General features: G+C 40.8%; 16 protein-coding genes. 7 read left to right on the forward strand and 9 right to left on the reverse strand.

Features of this window, described 5'->3' with window-relative positions:
• Nucleotides 1–802: ISNCY family transposase (locus AC25JC_RS15500; protein ID WP_486924375.1), on the forward strand; the 802-nt coding region annotated here is incomplete at its 5' end.
• 356 nt (nt 803–1,158) lie between these two features.
• On the opposite strand, the gene AC25JC_RS15505 is transcribed toward AC25JC_RS15500, so the two are convergent.
• Nucleotides 1,159–1,356 (reverse strand): hypothetical protein, encoded by a 198-nt coding sequence (locus AC25JC_RS15505; RefSeq protein WP_257228798.1) that lies wholly within the window; start codon nt 1,354–1,356, stop codon nt 1,159–1,161.
• Between the two features lie 405 nt (nt 1,357–1,761).
• Between AC25JC_RS15505 and AC25JC_RS15510 the strand changes: the two genes are divergently transcribed.
• Nucleotides 1,762–2,850 (forward strand): SDR family oxidoreductase, encoded by a 1,089-nt coding sequence (locus tag AC25JC_RS15510; RefSeq protein ID WP_486924376.1) that lies wholly within the window; start codon nt 1,762–1,764, stop codon nt 2,848–2,850.
• A 65-nt stretch (nt 2,851–2,915) separates the two neighbouring features.
• Here the strand turns inward: AC25JC_RS15510 and AC25JC_RS15515 are convergent, their stop codons facing one another.
• Both AC25JC_RS15515 and omp38 read right to left on the reverse strand, forming a co-directional pair.
• The gene (locus tag AC25JC_RS15515) at nt 2,916–5,093 is read right to left on the reverse strand and encodes a TonB-dependent receptor (RefSeq protein ID WP_486924377.1); all 2,178 of its coding nucleotides are present in this window, start codon (nt 5,091–5,093) and stop codon (nt 2,916–2,918) included.
• Between the two features lie 414 nt (nt 5,094–5,507).
• Nucleotides 5,508–6,557, reverse strand: coding sequence for an outer membrane protein Omp38 (gene omp38, locus AC25JC_RS15520; RefSeq protein WP_486924378.1), 1,050 nt, complete (start codon nt 6,555–6,557; stop codon nt 5,508–5,510).
• 378 nt (nt 6,558–6,935) lie between these two features.
• Between omp38 and AC25JC_RS15525 the strand changes: the two genes are divergently transcribed.
• The 3 genes from AC25JC_RS15525 to AC25JC_RS15535 all read left to right on the forward strand — a co-directional run bounded on the left by AC25JC_RS15525 (nt 6,936) and on the right by AC25JC_RS15535 (nt 9,402).
• The gene (locus AC25JC_RS15525; RefSeq protein ID WP_486924379.1) at nt 6,936–7,457 is read left to right on the forward strand and encodes a GspH/FimT family pseudopilin; all 522 of its coding nucleotides are present in this window, start codon (nt 6,936–6,938) and stop codon (nt 7,455–7,457) included.
• Between the two features lie 113 nt (nt 7,458–7,570).
• On the forward strand, nt 7,571–8,746 hold the full coding sequence (locus AC25JC_RS15530) for a thiolase family protein (protein WP_180133919.1): 1,176 nt from the start codon (nt 7,571–7,573) through the stop codon (nt 8,744–8,746).
• A 206-nt stretch (nt 8,747–8,952) separates the two neighbouring features.
• Nucleotides 8,953–9,402, forward strand: a complete 450-nt coding sequence (locus AC25JC_RS15535) for a VOC family protein (RefSeq protein WP_180063849.1) — start codon at nt 8,953–8,955, stop codon at nt 9,400–9,402.
• Between the two features lie 70 nt (nt 9,403–9,472).
• Here the strand turns inward: AC25JC_RS15535 and AC25JC_RS15540 are convergent, their stop codons facing one another.
• The 5 genes from AC25JC_RS15540 to AC25JC_RS15560 all read right to left on the reverse strand — a co-directional run bounded on the left by AC25JC_RS15540 (nt 9,473) and on the right by AC25JC_RS15560 (nt 17,012).
• Complete coding sequence (locus tag AC25JC_RS15540; protein ID WP_168379542.1) at nt 9,473–9,958, reverse strand: DUF934 domain-containing protein; 486 nt, start codon at nt 9,956–9,958, stop codon at nt 9,473–9,475.
• On the reverse strand, nt 9,951–11,594 hold the full coding sequence (locus AC25JC_RS15545; protein WP_078194255.1) for a nitrite/sulfite reductase: 1,644 nt from the start codon (nt 11,592–11,594) through the stop codon (nt 9,951–9,953). Before AC25JC_RS15545 ends, AC25JC_RS15540 begins: the two co-directional genes overlap by 8 nt.
• Before the next feature lie 265 nt (nt 11,595–11,859).
• Complete coding sequence (locus AC25JC_RS15550; RefSeq protein ID WP_486924380.1) at nt 11,860–14,265, reverse strand: glucose/quinate/shikimate family membrane-bound PQQ-dependent dehydrogenase; 2,406 nt, start codon at nt 14,263–14,265, stop codon at nt 11,860–11,862.
• A gap of 170 nt (nt 14,266–14,435) precedes the next feature.
• Nucleotides 14,436–15,674 carry a carbohydrate porin gene (locus tag AC25JC_RS15555; RefSeq protein WP_486924393.1) on the reverse strand — a complete coding sequence of 413 codons (1,239 nt, stop codon included), beginning with the start codon at nt 15,672–15,674 and terminating at the stop codon, nt 14,436–14,438.
• 216 nt (nt 15,675–15,890) lie between these two features.
• A complete protein-coding gene (locus AC25JC_RS15560) occupies nt 15,891–17,012 on the reverse strand; it encodes a CaiB/BaiF CoA transferase family protein (protein WP_486924381.1) in 1,122 nt (373 codons plus the stop codon).
• A 210-nt stretch (nt 17,013–17,222) separates the two neighbouring features.
• Here AC25JC_RS15560 and AC25JC_RS15565 point away from each other — a divergent pair, with 210 nt between their 5' ends.
• Nucleotides 17,223–18,233: an AraC family transcriptional regulator gene (locus AC25JC_RS15565; protein WP_180005120.1), complete on the forward strand. Its 1,011-nt coding sequence runs from the start codon at nt 17,223–17,225 to the stop codon at nt 18,231–18,233.
• 50 nt (nt 18,234–18,283) lie between these two features.
• On the opposite strand, the gene AC25JC_RS15570 is transcribed toward AC25JC_RS15565, so the two are convergent.
• Nucleotides 18,284–18,691: a hypothetical protein gene (locus AC25JC_RS15570; RefSeq protein WP_257224515.1), complete on the reverse strand. Its 408-nt coding sequence runs from the start codon at nt 18,689–18,691 to the stop codon at nt 18,284–18,286.
• A gap of 68 nt (nt 18,692–18,759) precedes the next feature.
• On the opposite strand from AC25JC_RS15570, the gene AC25JC_RS15575 reads away from it, so the two are divergent.
• Nucleotides 18,760–19,965: an acetyl-CoA C-acetyltransferase gene (locus AC25JC_RS15575; protein WP_486924382.1), complete on the forward strand. Its 1,206-nt coding sequence runs from the start codon at nt 18,760–18,762 to the stop codon at nt 19,963–19,965.
• Nucleotides 19,966–19,972 lie beyond the last annotated feature (7 nt).

A 19,972-nucleotide genomic window follows, 5' to 3' on the forward strand; every position in this document is an offset into this window, starting at 1 on the left:
TTGTGAGGCTGAAACGACCTTTGACTACATGCTTTCAACCCGAGCCTACATTGAACAATACGGCAAACCTCTAGCCTTTTATAGTGACAAGCATTCGGTTTTCAGAGTTAATCAGAAATCCAGGCAAGACAGCCAGATTACGCAATTTGGGCGGATTCTGAATAATTTGAACATCGATATTATCTTTGCCAACTCACCCCAAGCCAAAGGTCGTGTGGAACGTGCCAACAGAACCCTTCAGGACCGTCTGATCAAGGAGATGCGCCTGGAAGGCATCGGTTCGATTGCAGAGGCCAATATATGGTTACCCTGCTTTATTGAGCAGTTCAATCAGAAGTTCACCAAATGTGCGCGAAACTCAAAGAACCTGCATCGGCCATTAAGCGAATCTGATCTTGAACTGGATGATATTTTTACCTGGCAGGAACCGCGTAAGGTCACCAAGAATCTGACCCTGACCTATGACAAGTGTATTTATATGCTTGAACCGACAGAGCTGAATCATAAGCTTGTTGGGCAATACATTTCATTTCTGGAGTACCCGGATGGTACTGTGGCAATCATGCATGAAGGACGGAAGATCAACTATAGCGTCTTCAATAAACTGGCTGGACTACAGCAGAATGATGTGGTTGAGAATAAAAGATTAGGTTCGGTCCTGGCCCATATCCAGCAGCAACATGAGGAATTGGAGAAACAGAATAAACGTTCCCGTCTCAAGAAAAGTATGCCGAGTCGTAAAGCTCAGAAAGTTGTTATTGAACAAAGAAATTTAAATCCTGTGCTTGACTCTTGTAGTTAAAAACAGGACATTTTAAATGGTTTATCGCATAGACATTTTAATTGGTGAATAACAGAAAAAACCTAGGCACTGGTCTAGGTCTTAAATTTTAAAAAATACATAAAAATTAATATAATAGTCTCAACATTTGCCTATTGTGACTTGTTTTAACTCTAATGAATCATCAAATTCAAAATGTAAATAGTTATCAAATATTCTGTATTTAAGCCAACTGTCACCTTCTCTTTCGGGGGGGGGGCCAAATAGATTGGCTACAGATTGCTTCGTACTTTTATGATTAATACCTATAATCAGATCTTCTAAAAACGGGTATAAGTAATATTCTTCATTCTCTTTGACTTAGATAAAAATGGTATCTAGTATTTGATGTTCATTAAACCTGAACGTAACCCCTCTCTTAAAAATTGCCAATAGAATAGCTTTTCTCCACCGAAATTAGTCTCTAATGAGTCAAACTCACTTGCAACAAGAATAACTGCTTTCAAAATATCTGAACTTGACTCTTTAGTTCCAAGACAGGATACAAAAATCTCTACATCACCTGAAAAATTCACTTATTACATACCAATCAAAATCTTCTTTATTCTTTGGTTTTATCATATTTAAAGTGAAATCTCTGATTCAAAATTAAAATTTTCAAAAGCTGCATCTATTTAACATAAAATCTCTTATACGAAATGAAGAAGCCTAGACCTAATATCTAGGCTTTAAATTAAAGGACACAAGTTAGATACGACTCTTTGTCCATCTATTTATGAGATTTTGCATCCATAATCATAAGAATATACATCTATCCAACATTCATCTCATCCTCGCGTTTTTTAAATCAATAAAAAAGTACTTTTACAGCATTCACATGCATTTTCTGCTGAATTTAGAGCGTATTAAACCCAATCATCAACATATATTTTTTCAAATCAATCAAAGACAAAACCAAATATTCTCAATATGATAAAAAAATGCGTCAATTAAAGTTGAAGAATATGAATAGCAAGACAACAAGACAGATACTCGTCACAGGCGCGACAGGCTATATTGCCAGTTGGGTCATCAAAAATTTACTCGAATTAGGGCACACGGTACATGCCACAGTTCGTGATCTAAATAAAACATCAGGATTTGCACATCTCGAAAAAATTGCAACTGATACAACTGGCACTTTAAAACTGTTCCAAGCCAATTTATTAGATGAGGGTGCATTTGATTCAGCCATGCAAGGTTGTGACATTGTGATCCACATGGCATCCCCTTTTGTAGTGACCAACTATAAAGACGCAATAAAAGACATTATTGAGCCGGCTATTTTAGGCACTGAAAATGTACTCAACAGTGTCAATATAACAGAATCTGTACAACGTGTTGTCGTGACTTCAAGCATCGCATCAACCTATGGTGATGCCATTGATATTCTACAGACCGAGCATAATGAATTTGATGAATCGCATTGGAATACCTCCAGTTCAGAAACTCATCAGCCTTATCCATATTCAAAAGTGATGGCTGAGCGCAAAGCATGGGATATGCAAAAAGCACAGCAACGCTGGGATTTGGTTTGCGTAAATCCAGCCTTAGTGATGGGCCCTTCATTAACAGCATTGACTCAGTCTGGCAGTGTTGAGGTTTTACAGCAGTTTGCCAATGGTATGACTTTGGCCGGTGTTCCACCAATGTGGAATGGAATTGTCGATGTCCGTGATGTCGCCGAAGCGCACGTACAAGCAGCATTAAACCCTAAAGCATCAGGTCGTTTTATCATTAGCGGTGGTACTTTAAGTTTATTAGAAATGGGGAAAATATTACGCTCGCATTTTGGTAATAAATTTCCTTTTCCACGCAATACCTTACCGAAGTTTGCCTTTAAGGCATTTGGCCCTCTTGCCGGCTTCCCTCGTAAATTTGTTGAACTCAATATGGGCTACCCAATTTACTTTAATGCAGATAAGAGCAAGAAAGAATTAGGGATCGAATACCGTGATATTCAAAACAGTGTGGTTGAGCATTTCCAACAACTCCTCGATGACGGTGTGGTGAAGCAATATATTCCGTGAATCACTCATCAACAAAAAAGCCACCTTGAATAGGTGGCTTTTTATATTAAAAAAACTAATCTAACTTAGAAATCAAAAGTCACACCAACTTTATAGGTACGTGGACCACCCACTAAGGCATAACCTGAGTTGAATGTACCTTCCCAATATTTCTCATCAGTCACGTTATTAACATTGGCTAAGAATGTAGTATTTACACCACCCAAATTGGTTTTATAACGCGCACCTAAATCTAAGATTGTATAGTCTGGTAGTTTAAGTGCATTGGTTTCATTTAAGTACTGTTCACTCACATAGTTTGCACGCGCATTCACATTCAAACCATCCACATACGGTACTGCATAATCTAAGCCAAGCGTTGCGGTAAAGTCAGGAATACCATATACCGAATTACCTTGATTAGTTACACCATTTTTCACCGCTGCTTTGGTATATTCAGCATCGATATAAGCCAAACTACCCATCAGATTTAGACCTGTATAAATCTCTCCTGAAAATGCCCATTCCACGCCACGTGAACGTGTTTCTGCATCATCTGTGGTAATTTGATTGATTGTACTATTGGGTTGACCATCAGAATATGAAGATACCATGGTCGATGGTTTTTCAATTTGATAAAGGGCAAATGTATTTAACCAAGAACCTGCTTGATATTTTGCACCCAATTCATATTGTTTGGTTTGGAATGGCGCAAAGGTGACATTATTGTTGGCATCTGCAACGTTATTCACCGTTACCCCTTCAGAAAGTCCCTCTACATAGTTTGCATAAATAGAAAGATTCTCACCAAAAGGTTTAACCACGACACCTAAGCTTGGCGAAATTTTATCATCTTGATAGCCAGTCTTTCTTTGTAAATTCTTGGTATCGATATCCTGATAGCGTGCACCAACAATCAGCTGCAATTTATCATTTAACATCGAAATCTGATCAGACACCGTATAGCTGACATATTTATTGTCTAAGTTTGGTTGAACCACAGGATAAGCTGAAGGCATACCGATAGTGGTGTTAGGATCATATAAATTGGTTGACTCAATATTCTCTTGCGTCGCTTTCACATGCTGATCTGTTTCTTTGGTCAAGTAGTCAGCTCTTACATTTAAGGCATGTTTTACAGCACCTGTATTAAACTTATATTGGAAACCTGTATTGGCTGATGTAATCGACTCAGATGACCCTGTACGATAGTACTGTGAAGTAGCATGACCATCAGCTTGCCCTACGATAAGACGCGTACCAAAAATGTGTCCGCTATAGGCCTTTTCAATATGCCCTACACCTGCATACACATTTAAATCAGGTGTAAATGCATATTCACCACTTAATCCTACAAACTCACTATCTGTATGACCTTCTAAATTACTAAAATAATTGGTATCGCCTTTAGGCGCATCAAGTACGCCATTATAGATATGACCATGTGCGTCTTTCACGCCGAACGCGACCATTGCAGGTGACCCACCATTACGATCATCACGTACCGCATAGGCATCAAAATTAAGTTTTAACTTATCCGTTGTATAGTCTGCAGCAATTGCACCTGATGCATGTTTATCTTCCATGCCTTCAATAATGTGCTCACCTTGACCATAAGCACCATTCACACGTAGACCAAATTCTTTTTCAGCACCAAAACGTCGCGAAACGTCAAAACCTGATTGGTAAAAACCACCTTCTTCCATTGAAGCTGAAACTTGAGTTTTTTCTTTATCAGCACGCTTTGTTTTAGAAATGACCACACCACCGACCCCACCAGCAGGCGACATACCGGCAACCAGGGCATTCGGGCCTTTCAATACAGTAACCGAATCTAAAAATTCAGTTGGTACACGCCCATAAGGTGCCATACCATACATACCATTCAATGCAATATCATCATGATTGATGTCAAAGCCACGAATATTAAAGTTTTCGTTTAAATGACCTTGGTTAGTTGTAATACGGATACTCGCATCATTTCTCAGCACTTCACCCACGGTGATCGCTTGCTGTTCTTCAATCAGTTTTTCGCTATATGCCGTCACGCTAAATGGCGTATCAACAATTTTTTTATTTCCCAGTGCACCAAGGTCTGTCTGCGCTTTCAATTTTCCATTTGCAAGCTGCTTTTCGGCTGGCACTTCAACTTCAATTGTTTCAAGCACGGTTCGCTCTGCTGCATTTACTACTGCAGATGTACCCACCCCTAAGATCGCGATTGAAATCGCACGGACTAAATGAGTTTTTGGAAAATTGATCATTGTTGAACGCTTAATTTATTTGAATAAGAATCATTATTATATTTATAATAATTCTTAACTGCATTATAAATCCCGATGATTATACTTTTTTAATGAAAAATATAAATATTCATTTTTTATAAATTGTAGATAATACAAATGTAAATAATTGTTTTTTATTGCTTTTATAAAAAAATAAATACAATCTGTGTATGTTCAATTAAAGCTCTTAGGTAAATAAATGATTAATTAATATACAAATAATTTGAATTTTTACATGCTTAATTGCCACATGAATAGATAAATCCTTTTACATTCAAAAGTTAATAACGCATTTTAGTTAGTGCCTGTTAGCCAAATTTAAGTCCCTTTTGCAAATTTAAAAAAAAAGCGACTCAAAAGAGCCGCTTTTTTCTAACCGAAGTTAAACTCAAATTATTGAGCTTGACCAGGTTGAGCCACTACAGTACGGCTACCAGAAATCGTAGCGAATACGCGACGGTTCATAGCACGGCCTTCTTTAGTGTTGTTGTCAGCGATCGGTTGATCCCACGCGAAACCTTGAGTAGATAAACGAGCTGGGTCAACGTTGTATTCGTTAACAAGTGAAGATTTAACAGAGTTAGCACGAGCTAGTGATAAACGTTCGTTTAGAGCACGTGGACCAGTGTTGTCTGTGTGACCTTCGATTTTAGCTGTAGCATTAGGGTATTCGCCTAATTTTTCAGCTACTTTAGCGATTTCAGGTTTGTATTGATCTTTGATGTTTGATTTGTTTGTATCAAAGAACACACGAAGTTCCATGTTAAGATCTTCAGTCAACTCTTGAGGAGCTGGAGCAACTGGAGCAACTGGAGCTACAGGAGCAACTTCAACTACAGGAGCAGCAGGTTTCAAGTGACCGCCAAGAACTACGTTAAGACCAGCTAAAGCTGTGTAGTTCCAGAAATCTTCATCGATGTTGTAAGTAGCACGAGCTTCAGTACGTAGAGATAAAGCATCGTTTAAGCGCCAGAAAGCACCTAGACCAGCATTACCCAAAGTACCTTCTTCAGTAGTACCACGGTCAGCACCTAAACCACGAGCAGCAGCTTCGTCAAATTTGTATTTGTAGTGACCAGCACCCAACAATACATATGGCTTAACTTTGCTGTCATAGTTTTTAGTGATCAAATCAGAAGTAGCATAGAAGTTACCATTGATTTGAGTTTGTTTGTATTCGCTGTCAAGCGGATCAACATCACCTTTAACTTGGTTATATTCAGCTTCGAAACCTAACCATGGAGTTAATTCAACACCAAGTGCTGCACCAACAAACAAGTCGTCTTGTAGCTCAGGACTTTCAGTTAAGTTACCGCGGCTGTTGTTGTGTTGAGAATCTTGGAAAGTGTAACCAAGCATTAATGGAGTAACAGTTACGCCTGCGTTTGCAGCTGCTAAAGGAGCAGCTACGAGCATTGCTAATGCAATACGACTCATTTTCATGGATTTATCCTCCAGAGATAACAATTGTTGTTCAAGCTCAAGCCGAAAAATTGGCTATCCTGAGATAGGCTTTCTTATACCCCAGTTTTTTTTTTAAGCTATTCACGCTGAATCATACAAACACTTTATTCTTTTTCCAAGTGCTTGATTAATCTAATCAAGTAAATTATTGACAAAATTACTTACAATTTCCGTTGTAATTCGGTAAATTTTTACTCAATTTTGAGCAGTGAATCGCCTATTGTCACTTGCTATTTTCATTTTAACAGCTTTATCTAAAATTGAGTAATAAAATTCTATACTCAAAATTAATATCGCCATTAAAAACACATATAACATTAAACATATAAAAACAATATTAAATTTTGGATTAAATCAATGCCTTACAATAAAGAAACCGGCTTTACTCTATTTGAACTTTTGGTCTCAATCGCGATTATGGTCATTATCGTGACGATAGCTTTACCACATTTCAACAATTTAATGGCGCAGCGAGAAGCGAATAACATCAAATCGACTATTCAAAATCACAATGCATTCGCACGGGCTCAGGCCACAATTTATCACTCCAATATTGTGATTTGTCCTAGTCTTGACTTTAAACTTTGCCAACCTAACAACTGGAACAGTGGACTGATCATATTTATTGACAGTAATAAAAACCGTCAAGTCGATGCAAATGAAAAAATATTGCTGCAAGATAAACTCAACTTAAAATATGGCGATCTGTCTTGGCGTGGGACTTTACACATTCCGAGCCTAACCTTTCAGGCTAGCTCCGGTTTACCCAATGGTTCAAATGGTAGTTTCTACTACTGTTCGAAATCAAGACTTCAACCGATCCGAGCGGTCTTAAGTCGAATGGGACATATCCGATTTGAAAACCCAGCCAGTTGCTAATTTGAGAACCGGCGAGTCCAAAACAGCCTTTTAAATTTGCTTTATTCCTGTTCAATTTTACTTATACTGCTGACGTATTCAAAAATTAATGTATAAGAAAATGGAGATATGTAATGACTGATATCGTCATCGTGAATGGTGCCCGTACAGCAATGGGTGGTTTTCAAGGGAGTTTAGCCGCTGTCACTGCACCAGAATTAGGCGCAGTTACGATTAAAGCAGCCATCGAACGCGCGGGTATACAACCGACAGATGTTGAAGAAGTCATTATGGGCTGTGTGCTTCCGGCTGGTCTGAAACAAGGTCCTGCCCGTCAAGCGATGCGTAAAGCCGGTCTTCCAGATTCAACTGGTGCCGTAACCATCAACAAGCTGTGTGGTTCAGGTATGAAGGCCGTGATGCAAGCGGCAGATATGATTAAGGCAGGTTCGGCTCAAGTCGTGGTTGCAGGTGGTATGGAGTCAATGACCAATGCCCCTTATGTTTTAACCAAAGCACGAGCTGGCTACCGTATGGGCCACGGTGACGTTAAAGATCATATGTTCTTAGATGGTTTAGAAGATGCAGAAACGGGCCGACTCATGGGTTCTTTTGCGCAAGATATGGCAAATACAAAAGGCTATACACGTGAACAAATGGATGACTTCGCCATTCGCTCGCTTAAACGTGCTCAAACTGCAATTACTGAGGGTTATTTTGCTGACGAAATCGTGCCTGTCACTGTTTCGAGTCGTAAAGGCGATGTGATTATCGATAAAGATGAACAGCCTTTTAACGCCAATATCGAAAAAATTCCAACGCTGCGCCCTGCTTTTGCTAAAGATGGAACGATTACCGCTGCCAATGCCAGTTCTATTTCTGATGGCGCATCTGCTTTAGTTTTAACATCAGCAGATCAAGCTTCAGCAAAAGGTTTAAATCCGCTCGCAAAAATTGTGGCTTATGCATCAAATTCACAGCATCCTTCAGAATTTACTATTGCACCTGTAGGCGCAATTCAAAAAGTTCTAGATAAATCGGGTTGGAATGTTGCTGATGTCGATTTATGGGAAATTAATGAAGCTTTTGCCATGGTCACGATGTGCCCTATTGATGAATTTAAATTAGATGCTGAAAAAGTAAATATCAACGGGGGTGCTTGTGCGCTTGGACATCCTGTTGGTTCTACAGGTTCACGCATTATCTTAACGCTGATCCATGCATTAAAACGTACAGGCGGTAAACGTGGTATTGCAGCGCTGTGTATTGGCGGTGGTGAAGCGACTGCTGTGGCGATTGAATTGCTTTAATCCTCTGCTGACTCCCTTCACAAAGGGCGATTTAGAGGGAATATTCTTTAATCCTCCCCTACCCCCTCCTTTAATAAAGGAGGGAGACTGAAAATCCCTCTGTAAGAGGGATTTTTTATGCTTACATTTTAGACATAAATTGTTCACATACAACTCAGCCAAGGCTCTTAAAATAAATGTCGACATAATAAAAATGGATGACCTTTATGCAGCTCAATCACTACTTGAATTTTCAAGGCAATACCGAGGCAGCCTTTAATTTTTATCGTTCTGTATTTGGTGGAGAGTTCCTCAATGTGATGCGTTATGGTGATATGCCTGCTGAGGAAGGCATTTCACTATCCGATGCAGATCAGCAAAAGATTATGCATATTTCCCTACCGATCAATGAATTTACCGTGCTGATGGCCTCAGATGTCAACGAACAATTCTGTGCGCAATCCAATCAACCCTTTACCTTAGGCAGCAATCACTATATTTCGATTAATTTAGAAAGCAGTGAACAAGCTGAAGCCAAACGATTGTTTGATGCATTGTCCAAAAGTGGCTCTATAGAAATGCCTCTCGAAAAGACCTTTTGGGGTGCACTCTATGGCGCATTTACCGATCAGTTTGGCATTAAATGGATGGTCAATTGCCAGCTTAAAAATGAATAATCACTCATTAAAAGTATTTCGATCAATAAAAAAGCCTCCGAACGGAGGCTTTTTTAATCAATCATGGCACTTAAGCACCAGTTTGATAATGCGCTTGCGGCACTGCAGTTGAAGCTTGATATGGATTGGTAAAATCACCTAAGCCAGCAGCAGCTTCAGCAATATCTTTACCTTCTTTCACTACAAAAGTATCGAAACCTGAACGCTTCATGTAGTTCAACACATCTTTGAATACATCACCTGTTGCACGTAGCTCGCCTTGAAAACCTTGGCGACGTAACAACGCAGCAAATGAATAGCCACGACCATCGTTAAAACCAGCAAACTCGATAAAGATTGCATCTAACTGATCAAGCGGGAATTCATTGGTTTCAGGTGAAGCATCTACCGTTACGAAAAGTGCTTTTTTTCCAGACACATTCGCAAGTTGATCTAACTGCTCAACTGTTAAAACCACGTCACCTTGTGGCAACACACCATCTTCACCAATGACTTGGTAAGTATTGTCTGCAATCGAGCCATCTTTAGAGAGGACTTGTAGTGCTGTATTAAGCATATGCACGCTCCTTAAATGGTTGGATGCCAACACGGCGGTAAGTATCAATAAACTCTTCGCCTTCTGCACGAAGGTCTAGATAAGTATTTAAGATTTCTTCAATGATGTCTGGTACAACTTCGGCTGCAAATGATGGGCCTAAGATGTCACCAATTGATGCATCATGGTCGGCATTACCACCCAAAGTGATTTGATAGAACTCAGCACCCTTTTTATCTACACCTAAAATACCGATATTACCGACATGGTGGTGACCACACGCATTCATACAACCAGAGATGTTCAGATCCAATTTACCTAAATTGTAAATGGTATCTAAGTCATCAAAACGACGTGTAATGGCTTCAGAAATTGGAATCGATTTCGCATTTGCCAATGAACAGAAATCACCACCTGGGCAGCAAATGATATCGGTTAAGAACCCAATATGCGCACGTGCAAGATTATGTTGATCAAGGATTTTCCATAGATCAAACAAATCTTTTTGCGGTACATCTACAAGCGCAATGTTTTGCTCATGTGTGGTACGGAACTCACCAAAGGTATATTTGTCAGCCAAGTCAGCAATCAGGTTCATTTCTTCAACGGTCATATCACCCGGTGCAATACCTGCACGTTTCAAAGAAATCGTAACGATGCGATAACCTTTGACTTTATGTGCATTGGTGTTGATGTTGAACCATTGTTTAAATTTCGGCTCTGCTGCAAATTGCTCTGCAAAATCTTCATCCGCATAATCTTGGTAATCAAATGGTGTGAAGTTCTCATCCATTTTCGCCAAGGTATCAGCATCAATTTTTAACGTTTTGATGGTATGTGCAAATTCAGCTTCCACTTTCTCTGCAAATACTTCTGGTGTTAATGCTTTCACCAAAATTTTGATACGCGCTTTATATTTGTTATCACGACGACCGTGTAAGTTGTATACACGAAGTACCGCTTCTAAATAAGCAATCAAATCTTCACGTGGCAAGAAGTCACGAATAAAGCTACCAATCACTGGGGTACGGCCTAAACCACCACCCACTTTGATTTTATAGCCAATCTCGCCTGCTTCATTTTTCACGATATATACACCGATATCATGGAAAGACGTTGCCGCACGATCAGTTTCTTCCAGTGCTGAAACTGCAATCTTGAACTTACGTGGCAAGAAAGCAAATTCTGGGTGGAAAGTTGACCATTGACGAATCAATTCACACGTTGGGCGTGGGTCAGCAATTTCACCTGCAACCACACCTGCATATTGGTCAGTGGTTGTGTTACGAATACAGTTACCCGAAGTTTGAATCGCATGCATTTGAACAGATGCGAGCTCTTGTAACATATCAGGCACATTTTCTAGTGCAGGCCAGTTAAACTGAATGTTTTGACGAGTAGATACGTGCGCATAACCACGGTCATAGTCCTGAGCCAATGACGCAATTTTACGTAATTGTTTAGAATTCATCAGGCCATAAGGTACTGCAATACGTAGCATCGGTGCATAACGTTGTACATAAAGGCCGTTTTGAAGACGCAGTGGACGGTATTCATCTTCCGTCAATTTACCTGCTAAATAACGTTCCGTTTGATCACGGAACTGTGCAACACGTTCATTAACCAGTTGCTGGTCAAAATCAGTATATAAATACATGGCGTACAGCTAGTAATTTCTATTATAACAATGCACAGCATAACGAGATTTTATCTATCAAGAAAATGCGTTTTTTACATATTTAATAGCGATTTTATTGATAAGACTGTCGCAATTTCACTGATATAGCGGATTCCGGTCATTTACTTTTTATTTATTAATATATTGAATTATTTCTCCATTACTTAGCATAAATTTACATAAAGAATTTAAGCCAATAAAAAGCCCGATAAATCGGGCTTTTTATTTAGCGATGTAAAATCACTTATTTTTTATCTGGTAAAGCATACGCAACAAGGTAATCACCAAGTTTTGTACCAAATGAACCATGACCACCAGCCATGATCACAACATATTGTTTACCATTTGCTTCATAAGTCATTGGAGTCGCTTGACCACCTGCTGGTAGACGACCTTCCCACAAAGTATCACCATTCGTTACATTGATTGCACGGATATAGTTATCTTGTGTTGCGCCTACAAACATGACATTACCAGCAGTCGAGATTGATCCACCAAGACCCGGTACACCAATTTTCACAGCAGGTAATTGGAACAATTTCGGTAAACTGTCACGAATTGTACCAATACGTTTTTTCCAGACCACTTCATGTGTATTTAAATCTACACCCGCAGTAAAGCCCCATGAAGGTTGTTTACAAGGTAAGCCAAGTGGTGACAAGAAGGCTTTGATTTCCACACCATAAGGTACGCCATACATCGGTTGCACGCCTTGTTCAGTACCCGCACCTTTCGCAGTTTGTTCACGGTTTGGATCGGTAGGAATCAACTTAGTGACAAATGGCAAGCCAATTGGATTCATCACAGCAACTTGACGGTCTTGGTTCACCGACATACCACCCCATTCGAATACCCCAAGGTTACCTGGGAATACCAATGTGCCATTTTCAGAAGGTGGTGTATAAATACCGTCGTAGTTTAATGATTTGAAATACACACGACACATCAACTGGTCAAACATAGTGGCACCCCACATTTGTTTATCAGTCAATTTATCTTTTGGTGCTAAATCAAAATCAGAGAATGGTTGAGTTGCAGAATAATGCTCACCTTTAGTTTGTGGACCACGTTTTACAGTTTGTGGAACCGCTTTTTCAGTGATTGGCACAATCGCTTTACCGGTACGACGGTCAAGGACGAATGCATTACCTGTTTTGGTTAAGACATAGATCGCAGGAACAGTATTACCTGATTTATCTTTGATATCTGCCAATGAAGGTTGTGATGGTACATCCATATCCCACAAATCATGATGCGTGGTTTGGAAATTCCAAATTAATTTACCTGTTGATGCATTTAATGCCAACATTGAGTTTGCATAGCGTTCATCTAATGGCGTACGGTGACCACCAAAAATGTCTGGTGTGCCTACACCTGTTGGCACATAAACGATGTCAAGTTTTTCGTCATATGCTAAAGGTGCCCATGCATTCGGTGAGGCTACAGAGTATTTTTGACCTTCGTCTGGCATGGCATTTGGATCTTCCGCCCCTGTATCAAAGATCCACAATAATTCACCGGTATTGACATCATAACCACGGATGACACCAGATGGCTCTTTAGTCGAGAAGTTATCGGTAGTTGAACCGCCAATCACAATGGTTGTGCCAGTAACCACTGGAGGTGAAGTTGGGATATAACCGCCCGGATACGGATAAGGCATATCTTTTTGTAGATCGACTTCGCCGTTATGACCAAAATCACTACATGCTTTACCTGTGTCAGCATTGACTGCAACCAAACGACCATCATTTACAGGCAAGATCACTTTGCGCGGACATTCAGTTGAAGTCGAGCGTTTGTTCTCTAAGCTTTTTGCAAACTGAGTGGTATTTGCTGCGTCAAAATAAGACACACCACGACATGTTAAATGTTGATAGGTATTGTCCGCTTTAAGTTTAGGATCGAATGCCCATTTTTGTTTACCTGTCGCAGGATCAAGTGCAATTAAACGTTGGTGAGTTGTACACATAAACATGTCATTGCCGACTTTAATCGGAGTGACTTGGTTTGTGGTTTCACCTGAGTCATTTTCTGTTGGTAACTCACCTGTACGGAAAGTCCACGCTACTTCTAAATCTTTAACGTTGTCGCTATTGATTTGGGTGAGTGGAGAATAACGTACACCACCTTGTGTACGACCATAGGCAGGCCAATCTTCAGGAGCAATACCCTCAATCGCTTTAGCTGTTTGAGGTTGTGCATTTTTAATTTCACCGTGAATTTCTTGCGGATCATTAAAAATTGAATAGATCATCACGATAATCGCAATCACCAGTGTGCCTGATAATGTAATTTTCGCAGTTTTGCCATTTTCCATACCGCGTGTCACGGCAGGAATCAGTAACCAAAGGCCCAATAAGCCTAAAATATCAAAACGCGGTGCAAGTGCCCAAAAGTCAGAACCTGCCTCCCAAAGTCCCCAAATCACTGTACCCAGCATCAACGCTGCATAAATGTATAAAGAACTGTTTTGAATTTTTCTTAAGTATATTGCTGAAGCCAGCATTAACAGGCCGGCGATAATGTAGTACCAAGAACCGCCAAGGACTGCCAGCCAGATACCACCAATCAATAGAACTAAGGCGAAAATTGCCATCACAACGACGGTAAATGTTCGCATCCCATTTCCAGTAGATGGGTTGCTCATGTTGACCACCTCTATTGTCGAATGTTGTATTTGGTGCGTGAAACACATTCAACACACCACCGTTTTTATGTCGCAAAGAGAAGTTGTTACAAAAACAATTCAAGGGAAAATATCGTAATTTTTCTCAGAATTACCGAATTGCTTTTATAAGAACTCTAATTTGACATCAATTAAAATGCTGTTTGAAATTTGATACCGCCGACCCACGCATTCTCACCATTTTTGTAAGCACCGACGTGACGGATATATTGAATATTTGGACGAATAGTCAGCCAGTTTGCTGCATGAATACCGTAGTAAATTTCTGCGTCATACTCTTCACTTTGTAGACCGCGTGCATCAACGCTGTTATTGGCAATATTGGCATCATTCACATCATCATTGATACTGATACGACCCAAACCAATCGCAATTTCATCCTGAGGACGTGCATCGAATGCACCTTTGTAGACCAAGCCAATGTTTTGCATATCACTCACATTATTGGTGTCTGAGTCATGCACGGTGACATTCACAAAACCACTTAAGCCACGTGAAGCATCGTCTTTGTGTGCTGTCAGTTGTTGTTTCGCCACAATCCAACCACCTTGATGGTGATCTTTTTCATTTATTGGGCTATCAATGACATCGGCATCAGCGGTACTGTAGTAGTAACCTGCACGGTATTCACCCGGAAGCTTTTGTGTCCCCACTTTTGGAGTCCACACTACTTCAGCAGGAATAATCGCACCTTTTGAACCATCGGTACTCAAGTTCCAACCTTTACCACGTTTTAGATTTTCAGGGTTGTATTCATAAACCCCGACTTGTGCGTAGAGTTCAGGCTGAATGTTATATTTCACGCGAGCAGCCCATTGGCTGACTGGCCAGTTGTACCATTGGTCACCGACCCAGTTACCCACTTGTGAGCCACAAAGTGCTAAGTTTTGAAAGTCACAGTCAAAGCTGTTGAAATCTTCACCTTCACCGAAACGACCGACTTTAATATCTAATTTTTGGTCTAAGAATTTTTTCTTGATCCAAAAATCAGTCAAACGCCAAGTTTGACCACGACCCCACACTTCTTGTGTTGCACTTAAATGACCATTTAATGCATCTGAAGTTTGAGACAATGAACGGCCATTACGTTCAGTGATATTGATTTGCGCTTCGGTATCTTTCCAACCCGCAATTTTTTCTAAATCGAGATGTGCCCCGATCGTGAATTGGTCCGCATATTCAGTGCCATGACCAGAAGCATGCTTTGCATCTAACAAAGTGGCTAATTCGCCACCATAACTAAAACTAAAATCGTAACCTTTCTGTTGAAGCGCTGTTCGTTGACCGTTCCAATCACCGAACATCCATGGGCTTTCAGAACTGAAAGCATCTGCAGTAGTTGCCGCTTGGGTTGCTGAACCCGCAAGCATTATTCCGAGGCTAAGATATAAAGATCCAAGTTTACTCACAGCTATTTTCATTTGGAGACCTATATACCAATTGTGTTAATAGTTCATATAATACTCTCACATTTGTATAATTTATTTATTTTTTTGTTAACAACTCTCAATATCTACATAGATGTTTATCTAATTAAGAGATTTTAAAGGTTTTATTGCTTAACTTATCACCTTTTTTTATACCATTCATAACCAATTATCCGCACCTAAAGTTTTACCCACATGGGTATAAATCAATGCTGATCTAGAAAATTTAATCGGACATGCCAGTTGAGTTTGTGTCATTGTGTCGCCTTCTTGTAGCGGAACTTCAACACACCAATGCCGCTCTTGGGCCAATTGTGAATTTAGAGCTTCGTCCAAACTTAAAACTGGTTCCACACAGACATCTTGAGAAGCAAAAATCTTTTTCCACTCAGCCCATGTTTTGGTCAGTATCTTGCTGGCAATTGCATGCTTAATTTCAGTCTGGTCTTGCGGATCAAATGACATGCCTTGCGTCGCTAAAGCGGGTAAATCGAGAATTTGCGCCAATCCATGTAAAAACTGTGGCTCCAAACCACCTATAGACAGATAACGACCATCTTGGGTTCGATAATAGTCATAGAAACTTCCGCCATTCAGATGTGCCGTCTCTGCCGCGGTTACCGCATTGGCAGCCAATACGCCAGCTGCAGCCATATTGTTCAATGCTACGGCACAATCGGTCATGGAAATATCAATATATTGTCCTAAACCACTACGGTAACGCTCAATCACCGCAGCTAAGATGCCAGTAAGCGCATGCATTGATCCACCTGCTACATCAGCGATTTGAATCCCCATCGGTGGCGGGCCACTATCTTGGCGTCCGCTATGACCTGAAATGCCCGATAATGCCAAGTAATTGATGTCATGCCCTGCACGGTCTTTGTAATGTCCGGTTTGACCATAACCCGTAATCGAGCAGTAAATAAGTCGCGGATTAATTTCGGCCAAAACTGCATAATCCAAACCCAAGCGTTGCATGACACCTGGACGAAATTGTTCTACCACGATATCAAAATCTGAAATTTTGGCTTTGATCAATTCAATACTTTTCGGATCTTTTAAATCTAATGCGATGGATTGTTTATTGCGATTTAAATAACTATGCGCGGTGGCTTGCCCATTGGCATAAGGTGGCATCAAACGAACCAGATCGGGACGCGTCGGTGACTCAATATGCACAACTTCCGCACCCATGTCAGCCAAATACAAGGTCGCAAATGGCCCTGGGAGTAATGTCGAAAAGTCGAGTACTTTCAATCCTTTTAAAGCAGCTTCCATGGATATTTTTCTCTAATTGTGTAGATTTTTTATCCATGGTAGAAATATAAAATGATTAAAACAATGTCATGTTCAGCCATTTACCTTGATAGTTTCGGCAATTTACCATGTAAAAATGGCAAAACCGCTGTTGTAAATTGCCATGATTTCTTTTTTTAGCGTCATTTAGGTCAAACATTTGTGAACATTAAAGAGACTGAAGGATTAAACATGAGTCGTGATACGATCAGTATCCATTTCGTCAACGCAGCCTTAACTGGTGTGAGACGTCTCGGCATGGATGTCGAAACTTTATTGTCTCATGTTGGCATTGAGGCTGAACTTCTACGCCAACCCAAAGCCCGTATTTCACCTGAACAATACACACGTTTTATTAAAATGTTGTGGATGGTGACTCAAGACGAACATGTCGGTTTTGATATTCAACCGCGCCGCCTGGGTACTTTTGCCATTATGTGCCAATTGATTATTCATGCAAAAACCCTCGGTGATGCACTCGAATTGTCTTCGCAGTTCTACAAACTGTTTGGTGATGAATGGTCAGTGACACTAGAACGTGATAAACACGAAGCACGTTTAGTTCCTCAAATTCCAAAATCTATGGACCCAGACCATTTCATTACAGAAAGTATGCTGATGATTTGGCATGGTCTCGCTTCTTGGTTGATTGAACGTCGTCTGCCTTTAGAGCGTGTTCACTTCGGTTATGAACGTCCTGAACATGCTGACGAATATGATGCCTTGTTTTTTGCACCTGTCATGCAGTTTGATACACCACGAACTGAAATTACATTTGCAGCGGATTATTTAGATTTACCTATTCGTCAAAACGAAGAAACGCTTGAAGAATTCTTAAAAGCGGCTCCTGCACAGTTATTGGTTAAATTTAAAAATACCAATTCATTAACATCTCGTATCCGTGATGTGCTGAAGAGTCAAATTGGCGAAGAAATGCCAACCTTGAACGATGTTGCTTCAATGCTGTATCTATCGCCGCAAACATTACGTCGTCGTTTAGCCGCTGAAGGTAAGAGCTACCAAGGTGTGAAAGATGCCTTACGTCGTGATGCTGCAATTCACTTATTGCTTAATCCAGACTTAACGCTTGAAGATGTTGCACAGCAAGTCGGCTTTAGTGAAACCAGTACTTTCCACCGTGCCTTTAAAAAGTGGACCGGTGTAACACCAGGCCTATATCGCCAATTACATGGTTATCACTAAGCAATATTCAAAAATAGCATTCTCTAAAACCTGATCTCGATCAGGTTTTTTTATTTCGGAAAATCTGCACGTTGTTTTTGACAAAGCAATGGATCGACGGGCGTGATCACGCGTTTGCCATCCTGTATCCGATACATTTCTGCCTTGGTCACATGATCATTTCGATCATACTCACAGGCTAAACCGCCCGTCCCCTCATCTGAGGGATGAATGCCATAGATCATATAAATATAAAAACCGATCAAGCATACAAAACCTAAGCAGCCTGCAAAAACAAGCCAAGCCAGACCTTTCAACACTCGCTTCACATTTTTATGCATAAGCAGATCTTCAATATGTACTGAATCGATAGCAACTGATCTTAACCGATCCTCGCTTTCAATATGCAGGTTGATTTTTATCTTATTCAGCAGCAAGCGTTGACCAAAAATATCAAACGACTCGCCCGTTCTCATCATTGCACTGGCTTGATTAATCCGTACACTCAAAAAACCAATAAAAATTTATAGATCATAGGGACAGGATTATGAGCGAGGCTTACATCATTGATGCCATTCGCACACCGCGCGGCAAAGGAAAAAAAGACGGTTCACTACATGCCATTAAACCGATTAGCCTACTGACCGGTTTATTGAACGAATTACAAAACCGACATCAATTTGACACCGCTGCAGTTGACGACATTGTACTGGGCTGTGTAACCCCCATTGGTGACCAAGGCGCAGACATTGCCAAAACCGCAGCCATTGCAGCAGGTTGGGACAATGATGTGGCAGGCGTTCAAATCAACCGTTTTTGTGCATCAGGTTTAGAAGCCGTCAATATGGCAGCGCAAAAAGTCCGCTCTGGCTGGGAAGACCTTGTAGTGGCTGGCGGTGTTGAGTCGATGTCTCGTGTGCCAATGGGCTCAGATGGTGGTCCTTGGGCGCTTGACCCTGAAACCAATATGGCTTGTGATTTTATTCCGCAAGGCATTGGGGCCGATTTAATTGCCACCATTGACGGTTATAGCCGAGCAGATGTGGATGCCTTTGCAGCCAACTCTCAGCAAAAAGCCGCAGCAGCTCAAGCCAAGGGTTATTTTGACCAATCTGTCGTTCCTGTTAAAGACAAAGCAGGCGTGACAGTTTTAGCCAAAGATGAATTTATTAAACCAACGACCACAGCAGAAGGCTTAGGCAAGCTCAACCCAAGTTTTGCCATGATGGGGCAAATGGGCTTTGATGCCATTGCCTTGCAAAAATATCCTGAAGTCGGCGCAGTCAACCATGTACACCATGCAGGGAACTCATCGGGCATCGTTGATGGTGCTGCCGTAGTATTGCTTGCCTCTGAAAAAGCGATCAAAGAACAAGGCCTAAAACCGCGTGCCAAAGTGCTTGCCACTGCATTGGTGGGTGCAGACCCAACCATTATGCTGACTGGCCCTGTACCTGCTGCACGTAAAGCCTTAGCTAAAGCTGGCTTAACCATTGATGATATTGACCTATTTGAAGTGAACGAAGCTTTTGCAGCAGTCGTGATGCGTTTTATCACCGAACTCAAGGTGGACCCTGCCAAAGTCAATGTGAATGGCGGCGCAATTGCATTAGGACATCCGCTAGGTGCAACAGGTGCCATGATTTTAGGCACACTGATGGATGAACTGGAACGCCAAGGTAAAAAACGCGGTTTAGCGACTTTGTGCGTAGGCGGCGGTATGGGCATCGCAACGATTATTGAGTTGGTATAAGGAGAAT

The organism is Acinetobacter sp. P37 (assembly GCF_057480965.1).